At 44.1% G+C, this 7,890-nt stretch carries 10 protein-coding genes and 1 pseudogene; all 11 read left to right on the forward strand.

What is annotated here, in order from left to right; all coding sequences use genetic code 11:
* On the forward strand, positions 1-1,377 hold a 1,377-nt coding region (locus AB4232_RS21380; protein ID WP_372087962.1), incomplete at its 5' end, for a cytochrome ubiquinol oxidase subunit I.
* A gap of 13 nt (positions 1,378-1,390) precedes the next feature.
* Positions 1,391-2,527, forward strand: coding sequence for a cytochrome d ubiquinol oxidase subunit II (cydB, locus tag AB4232_RS21385; RefSeq protein ID WP_009846374.1), 1,137 nt, complete (start codon positions 1,391-1,393; stop codon positions 2,525-2,527).
* A 31-nt stretch (positions 2,528-2,558) separates the two neighbouring features.
* Positions 2,559-2,666, forward strand: coding sequence for a cytochrome bd-I oxidase subunit CydX (cydX, locus tag AB4232_RS21390; RefSeq protein ID WP_000270284.1), 108 nt, complete (start codon positions 2,559-2,561; stop codon positions 2,664-2,666).
* Entirely contained in the window at positions 2,659-2,961 is a 303-nt protein-coding gene (gene ybgE / locus AB4232_RS21395) for a cyd operon protein YbgE (RefSeq protein ID WP_009846375.1), read from the forward strand. The genes cydX and ybgE overlap by 8 nt, the downstream gene beginning before the upstream one ends.
* Positions 2,962-3,133: 172 nt before the next feature.
* Positions 3,134-3,571, forward strand: coding sequence for a tol-pal system-associated acyl-CoA thioesterase (gene ybgC / locus AB4232_RS21400; RefSeq protein WP_017104273.1), 438 nt, complete (start codon positions 3,134-3,136; stop codon positions 3,569-3,571).
* A complete protein-coding gene (gene tolQ, locus AB4232_RS21405; protein ID WP_009846377.1) occupies positions 3,561-4,244 on the forward strand; it encodes a protein TolQ in 684 nt (227 codons plus the stop codon). Before ybgC ends, tolQ begins: the two co-directional genes overlap by 11 nt.
* A gap of 3 nt (positions 4,245-4,247) precedes the next feature.
* The gene (tolR, locus tag AB4232_RS21410) at positions 4,248-4,691 is read left to right on the forward strand and encodes a protein TolR (protein WP_009846378.1); all 444 of its coding nucleotides are present in this window, start codon (positions 4,248-4,250) and stop codon (positions 4,689-4,691) included.
* Positions 4,692-4,704: 13 nt separating this feature from the next.
* Positions 4,705-5,772, forward strand: a complete 1,068-nt coding sequence (tolA, locus tag AB4232_RS21415) for a cell envelope integrity protein TolA (protein WP_372087963.1) — start codon at positions 4,705-4,707, stop codon at positions 5,770-5,772.
* A gap of 12 nt (positions 5,773-5,784) precedes the next feature.
* Positions 5,785-7,137, forward strand: a complete 1,353-nt coding sequence (tolB, locus tag AB4232_RS21420) for a Tol-Pal system beta propeller repeat protein TolB (RefSeq protein ID WP_009846380.1) — start codon at positions 5,785-5,787, stop codon at positions 7,135-7,137.
* 111 nt (positions 7,138-7,248) lie between these two features.
* Positions 7,249-7,791 carry a peptidoglycan-associated lipoprotein Pal gene (pal, locus tag AB4232_RS21425; protein ID WP_009846381.1) on the forward strand — a complete coding sequence of 181 codons (543 nt, stop codon included), beginning with the start codon at positions 7,249-7,251 and terminating at the stop codon, positions 7,789-7,791.
* Between the two features lie 18 nt (positions 7,792-7,809).
* Positions 7,810-7,890: pseudogene (locus tag AB4232_RS21430) on the forward strand (tol-pal system protein YbgF); the annotation flags it as partial.

A 7,890-nucleotide genomic window follows, 5' to 3' on the forward strand; every position in this document is an offset into this window, starting at 1 on the left:
TTAACCATGGAGTTCCAGTTCGGTACTAACTGGTCATACTATTCTCACTATGTTGGCGACATCTTTGGTGCTCCGCTGGCTATCGAAGCGCTTGTTGCATTCTTCCTAGAGTCTACTTTTGTTGGTCTTTTCTTCTTCGGTTGGGACAGATTGTCAAAGCGTCAACACTTAGCGGTAACGTGGTTAGTAGCACTTGGTTCTAACTTCTCTGCGCTTTGGATCTTGGTAGCTAACGGCTGGATGCAAAACCCAGTGGGTGCAGAATTTAACTTTGAAACTATGCGTATGGAAATGGTGAGCTTCGCTGAAGTTGTACTAAACCCAGTAGCACAGGTTAAATTCGTACACACAGTAGCGTCTGGTTACACAACGGGTGCAATGTTCATCCTTGGTATCAGCTCATACTACATTCTTAAAGGTCGTGACCTTGCCTTTGCTCGTCGCTCTTTTGCGATTGCAGCATCTTTCGGTATGGCGGCAATCTTGTCAGTAATCGTGCTAGGTGATGAATCTGGTTACGAGCTTGGTGAAGTTCAAAAAGTGAAGCTAGCAGCTATTGAAGCTGAATGGCACACTGAAGAAGCACCGGCCGCGTTCACTGTATTTGGTGTTCCAAACCAAGAAACCATGCACACAGACTACGCAATTAAGATCCCTTACGTTATGGGTATTATTGCAACACGTTCTTTTGATACAGAAGTAACAGGACTACGTGACTTGCGCGACGATCACGTTGATCGTATTCGTACCGGTATGTATGCGTATGAGTTGCTTGAAAAGCTACGTGGTGGTGACCGTTCAGAAGCGAACAAAGCGGCATTTGATGAAGTAAAAGGTGATCTAGGTTACGGACTGCTTCTTAAGCGCTATACAGACGACGTTGTTGATGCAACAGAAGACCAAATCCAAATGGCTGCGGATGATTCTATCCCAACAGTTTGGCCTCTATTCTGGTCGTTCCGTCTGATGGTTGCTTGTGGCTTCATCATGCTGTTTGTATTCGGTGCGGCGTTTGTTCAAACGTGTCGTCAGAAGATCGAACAGAAACCATGGGTACTTAAAGCGGCGCTATTCTCAATCCCACTACCTTGGATTGCGATTGAAGCAGGTTGGTTTGTTGCTGAATTTGGTCGTCAACCATGGGCGGTTGGTGAAATCCTGCCGGTTAACGTTGCTGCATCAGCACTGACTATTGAACAGCTTTGGACTTCTCTATTTGCAATTCTTGCACTGTACACAGTGTTCTTGATTGCTGAAGTTTACCTAATGCTGAAATTCGCACGTAAAGGTCCAAGTAGCTTGAAGACAGGCCGTTACCACTTCGAACAAAACGATAACTCTGTTGAAGACAAAGTTAGCCGTTCAGTTGAAGTATAAGTGAGGGAATATTATGTTTGATTACGAAAGCTTACGACTTATTTGGTGGGTATTGATCGGTGTTCTACTGGTTGGTTTCGCTGTAACTGATGGCTTCGATATGGGTGTTGCCGCTCTTTCTCCTGTTATCGGTAAAAGCGACACTGAACGTCGTATTATGCTGAATACTATTGCCCCTCACTGGGATGGCAACCAAGTTTGGCTTATCACTGCGGGTGGTGCATTGTTTGCTGCATGGCCACTGGTTTACGCAACGTCGTTTTCTGGTTTCTACTTTGCAATGTACGTGACGCTAGCAGCACTTTGGCTACGTCCACTTGCTCTTGATTACCGTTCAAAGATTGAAGAGCCAAAATGGCGTAAGGCATGGGACTACGCACTTTGCTTTAGTGGCACAGTTCCGCCAATCATCTTTGGTGTAGCATTTGGTAACTTACTGCAAGGTGTTCCATTCGAACTGAACTACCTGATGATGTCTAAGTATCATGGTACGTTCTTCGCTCTGCTAAACCCGTTTGCATTGCTATGTGGCGTGTTGGCTCTGATGTTGTTCGTTATGCAAGGTGCAACATGGCTTCAAATGAAGACAACAGAAGAACTGCACAGCCGCGCACGTAACGTTGCTCAGATCACTGGCCTAATTGCTATTGCTCTGTTCGTTATCGGTGGTTTCTGGGTTCAATCTATCGAAGGCTATGTAATTACAAGCACGATAGACACGTTTGCTGATTCAAACCCGCTAAATAAAGAAGTATCACTTCAAGTTGGTGCTTGGATGACAAACTTCGAAACGTATCCAGCAATGTGGGCTGCGCCGATTCTTGGTGTAGTAATGCCACTGCTTGCTGTGATTGCATCTCGCTTTGAGCGTGGTGGTTTCGCATTCTTGTTCTCAAGTCTATCTAACGCTGGTGTTATTCTAACGGCTGGTTTTGCAATGTTCCCATTCGTAATGCCATCAAGCCTGAACCCTAACCATAGCTTGACTATGTGGGATTCAACAGCAAGTGAGCTAACTCTTGGTCTTATGACTGGAGTTGCGGCGGTAATGGTTCCTGTGATTCTTGGCTACACAACGTGGACATACTACAAAATGTTCGGTCGTCTAGATAAGAAACACATCGAAGATAACGACGTTTCAGCTTACTAAGCTAGAAGTTAAATAACTTAGGAGAAATTTTATGTGGTATTTCGCATGGATTTTGGGTGTACTTCTAGCATGTGCATTCGGCATCATCAATGCTCTATGGTTAGAGCATTCAGAAATGATGGATAAAGACAGTGAGTAATCTCGCAGAGCAAATCGCTAAACTGCATCAACCAATGGATAAGACTCTGTTAAGAGCTTTATCTCTAGTATTGGGTTTCATGCATGTAGGTTTAGTGATGTGGGAACCTGAAGCGTATGCGACAAGCATCGGTGGCTTTAATGCGATCATCGGGCCAATGTTCATTTGGGCAGCATGTTCAAGCATGGTTTATGGTATCGGATTTAAGCCGAGAGCTTGGATGTGGCAGTTACTGTTCAGCCCATACGTTTCACTCACTATTTTGCTCTACCTAACGGTGCTGCGCCTTTTATAAAAGGCAAAGGATTTAGGTTCATAACGACGTGAACCTTTATACTTGTTGGGTTTTTAGCCAAAAAGAGGTCATCTTATACAGATGGCCTTTTTTTTCGTCTCTTAAATCAAAAAATTCACAGCGATATACTATTAATGATAAGGAGTTAGGTTATAGTGAGATCTTTATCGTTTTGAATTGTGGTATCAAATTGCAGGGATTATCTAAGCCATTTACGTGGCCAGTGACAGTGTATTACGAAGACACCGATGCAGGTGGTGTTGTATACCATTCAAACTATCTTAAGTTTTTCGAACGCGCTCGAACTGAGATGTTGCGCTCAATTGGCGTCTCTCAGCAAGTCTTGTTAGAACAAAATATCGGTTTTGTAGTCCGACATATGGACATCGATTTTATTCAAGGTGCGCGCCTTGATGATTCTTTACAAGTCATTACAAATATTTACGAGTTGAAGCGAGCTACCTTGGTCTTCTGTCAAGAGATCGTAAATCCTGATGGCAAAGCATTGTGTAAAGCAATGGTTAAGGTAGCATGTATCGACAATCAAAAAATGAAACCCAAAGCAATGCCAACATTTATTCTCACGGAGCTAACGAATAGTGACTGCTGAAATCTCAATCTTAGGCCTAATTTTAGAAGCTAGCTTACTAGTTAAGATGGTCATGCTAATTCTCATGGGCATGTCTGTTGTTTCTTGGGCGATGATCATCAAACGAAGCAAAGTATTATCTCAAGCTACTAAACAAACTGACGTGTTTGAAGATAAGTTCTGGTCTGGTGTTGATCTCGCTAAATTGTATCAAGAGAGTAATAAGCGCAAAGACGAACTCTCTGGTACTGAAGAGATTTTTTACGCCGGCTTTACAGAGTTTGCTCGCCTTCGAAAATCAAATGCAGCGTCTCCAGACTTCATAATGGAAGGCACTGGTCGTGCAATGCGTGTTGCGGTTGCCCGCGAAGTTGATGAACTGGAAACTAACTTACCTTTTTTGGCGACTGTCGGTTCTATCAGCCCATACATCGGCCTATTTGGTACGGTTTGGGGCATCATGCACTCATTCATCGCATTAGGTGAAGTGAAGCAAGCGACATTAGCAATGGTTGCTCCTGGTATTGCAGAAGCACTGATCGCGACAGCAATGGGCTTATTCGCGGCGATTCCAGCTGTGATGGCGTATAACCGTTTTAGCAGCCGAGTTGGTAAGTTAGAGCACAACTACGCGACTTTCTCTGAAGAGTTCCATAGCATTCTTCACCGTCAAGCGATGGCTGGCAGGGAATAATAGATGGCTGGATACCAACCTAAAAAACGCAAAATGACAGCAGAGATTAACGTTGTACCTTACATCGACGTTATGCTTGTTTTGCTGATCATTTTTATGGTGACTTCGCCATTTGTTACTCAAGGCGTAGATGTTGAATTACCTCAAGCTTCGACGGCCAAATCTGCACAAGATCTATTAGGTGACGACAACGCGAGTTTCATTATCGTTGAAGTGAACAAAGATGGTGAGCTTGGTTTGAGCGTTAATAACGAAGAGGTTCAGCGAGGCTTGTCTCTGGAAGATATTATCGTCCGAGTGAAGGCGGAACTGTCTCTGAACCCAAATTCTCCAGTGGCGGTTGGCGGTGATGCTGCAACGCCTTACGCTGAAGTGGTTATCTTACTTGATGAATTAAGCCGTGCAGGTGTGCCAAAGGTTGGCCTATTAACGGATATAAGGGAATAGCTCCGTAGCATTCATGAAAGCGAATAATAAGAAATCCAATAATTTTAGATCACCGCTTCTTATCTCTCTTGGGCTGCACGTCATCTTATTCGTTGCGCTTATTTGGGGGGCGGATTTCACGATGTCAGAGCCAAAGCCTACAGGGCAGATGGTTCAAGCTGTGGTGATTGATCCTCAGTTGGTTCGCCAGCAATCTCAACAGATTCGTCAACAAAGAGAAGCGGCGAGCAAAAAAGAGCAAGAGCGTTTAGATAAACTAAGACGTGAAAGCGAGCGACTTGAAAAAAATCGTAAAGCTGAAGAAGAGAACATTCGAAAGCTGAAAGAAAAGCAAGCTAAAGAAGCCAAAGCGGCTCGCGACGCGGAAAAGCGTCGAGTTGAAAATGAAAAGCAACGTAAAGTTGAAGAGGCTCGCTTAAAACAAGAGAAAAAGAAAGCCGCTAAAGCAGAAGCTGATCGTAAGTTGAAAGAAGCCGCAGTTGTGAAAGCAGAAAAAGAACGCAAGGCAAAAGAAGCGGCCATTGCTAAAGCTGAACAAGAACGCGTGGCGAAAGAAAAAGCCGCGAAAGAGGCCGCTGAAAAAGCTCGTAAAGAAAAAGAAGCCGCTGAGCGTGCTGAGAAACAACGTATAGCGAAAGAGAAGGAAGCGGCAGCCGCAGCAGAAAAAGCCCGTAAAGCGAAAGAAGCTGCAGCAAGAGCGGAGAAAGAGCGTAAACAGCAAGAAGCGGCATTGAACGATATTTTTGCTGGGCTTGAAACTGAAGCGACTCAAAACTCTTCAGCTAGACAACAATTTATTAGTGATGAAGCGCAGCGTTATGGTGCTATCTATACCCAACTCATTCAACAAAACTTGTTGTTAGAAGACAGCTACAGAGGTCGTTCATGTCGAGTGAACCTAAAGCTTATTCCAACGGGATCTAATGCGATATTAGGTAGATTGAGTATCTTAGATGGTGACAGTCGCTTATGTGCGGCAACGAAGCGTGCGGTAGCACAAGTGCAATCTTACCCGTTACCTAAGGACCCAGACATTATAAAATCACTGAAAGACATTAACTTAACTGTATCACCAGAGTAAAAGGACGAACTTGTGTTAAAGAAACTATTACTGAGTTTTGTTTTCTTAATAGCTACAAGCAGCCAGTTTGCCCATGCGGCACTGGAGCTGGTTATTACAGATGGTATTAACTCTGCACGACCTATCGCTATTGTTCCTTTCCGTTGGGAAGGCGCAGGACCATTGCCGCACGATGTGTCAGCAGTTATCGCTTCTGACTTGCAACGCAGTGGTAAATTTAGCCCAGTTGCGACAAGTAAAATGCCTCAAACGCCTTACAGCGAAACCGAGGTGAATTTTGATGCTTGGACTAACCTAGGTGTTGATTCACTGCTAACAGGTAGCATCACTAAAAATGCCGAAGGGCAGTATGTGGTGAACTACCAACTGATCGACATTGTCCGTGGTCAACTGACTAAAGGGCAAAGCCGTGCACTAAGCGATGAAGGCCAATTAGTACTTTCTAAAGATCATGTGCTGTTCAACAAGAAAGCGACAGTGCCTGGTAAACGCTTGAGAGAGTACGCACACCGAATCTCTGATTTAGTGTATGAAGAGCTAACGGGTGAGAAAGGGGCGTTTCTAACGCGTATTTCTTACGTAGTTGTGAACGACAAAGACAAATACCCGTACCAACTCCGTGTTGCTGACTACGACGGCTTTAACGAGCGTTTGGTGCTTCGTTCTAAGCAACCTCTTATGTCACCAGCATGGTCGCCAGACGGTAAGAAGCTTGCGTATGTGAGTTTCCAAAATGGCCAAGCTGAAATATTCATAATGAATATTTACACGGGTGAGCGCGAGAAAGTGACGTCATACCCTCGTCATAATGGTGCGCCAAGATTCTCGCCAGATGGTAAAACATTGGCGTTGGTATTGTCGAAAACAGGCAGTCTTCAGGTGTACACACTCGACCTTGCTAGCCGTAAGCTGACTCAAATTACCCGCGGTCGTTCTAACAATACTGAACCATTCTGGCACCCAGATGGCAAGTCTCTAATTTTCACATCTGATCGTGGTGGTAAACCACAGATTTATAATGTAAATTTGTCAAATAATTCGACATCTCGTATTACTTGGCAAGGTAGCCAAAACTTAGGTGGCCAGATCACCCCTGACGGACGATTCCTGATTATGGTTAATCGTAGCAATTCGGGTTTTAACTTGGCTAAACAAGATTTGGAAACCGGTGCGGTTCAGGTGCTAACAAAAACATTGTTAGATGAATCTCCAAGTATTGCACCGAATGGAGGTATGGTTATCTATAGCTCTATTTACAATAAAACAAACGTACTATCGATGGTTTCTATCGACGGTCGTTTTAAGGCTAGATTACCGGCAACGAACGGACGCGTAAGAGCGCCTTCGTGGTCACCGTTTCTCTAGTTGATTTGATACATTCTTTTAGCTATTGATAGTGTTAACTATTGTGGCATTTAACTATCTATAGCACTTAGTCGCTGTAGAAACTAAGTTTGATAACGTAAGGAAAAAAAGATGCAACTTAACAAAGTTCTTAAAGGCTTGATGATTGCACTACCAGTGATGGCAGTAACGGCATGTAGCTCAACTGATGAAGCAACTTCTGCAACATCTGGCACAGAAAGCAACCAAACAACTTCAGGTTCAGAAGGCAACGTAGATACAACTGTTGTAACGCCAATTGACGCTAACGGTCAACTGTCTGAGCAAGAGCTTAAAGAGCAAGCGCTACGCGAAACTCAAACAATCTACTTCGCATTCGATAACTCTACTATCGCTGGCGACTACGAAGAAATGCTTGCAGCTCACGCAGCATACCTAGTTAAGAACGTTGATATGAACGTTACTGTTGAAGGTCATGCTGATGAGCGCGGTACTCCTGAGTACAACATCGCACTTGGTGAGCGTCGTGCACAAGCTGTAGCGAAATACCTACAAGCTCTAGGTGTTCAAGCAGACCAAATCTCTATCGTAAGCTACGGTGAAGAGAAGCCACTTCTTCTAGGTCAATCTGAAGACGTGTACGCTAAAAACCGTCGTGCAGTACTAGTTTACTAATTTCAGTAGGCTATATAATTGAGGAATTGCCTCATGTTCAGTAACACAAAGCGAGTCATTTTGCTTTCGTTACTGGCAAGTGCAGCGAACACTACGTTC

It is taken from the genome of Vibrio sp. 10N.286.46.A8 (assembly GCF_041470165.1).
GTDB classification, from domain to species: domain Bacteria; phylum Pseudomonadota; class Gammaproteobacteria; order Enterobacterales; family Vibrionaceae; genus Vibrio; species Vibrio tasmaniensis_A.

Bases quoted from the DNA above. Each gene is read 5' to 3' on its own strand.
- cydB (WP_009846374.1), top strand. From the start codon at position 1,391: ATGTTTGATTACGAAAGCTTACGACTTATTTGGTGGGTATTGATCGGT.
- cydX (WP_000270284.1), top strand. From the start codon at position 2,559: ATGTGGTATTTCGCATGGATTTTGGGTGTACTTCTAGCATGTGCATTC.
- tolR (WP_009846378.1), top strand. From the start codon at position 4,248: ATGGCTGGATACCAACCTAAAAAACGCAAAATGACAGCAGAGATTAAC.
- tolA (WP_372087963.1), top strand. From the start codon at position 4,705: ATGAAAGCGAATAATAAGAAATCCAATAATTTTAGATCACCGCTTCTT.
- pal (WP_009846381.1), top strand. From the start codon at position 7,249: ATGCAACTTAACAAAGTTCTTAAAGGCTTGATGATTGCACTACCAGTG.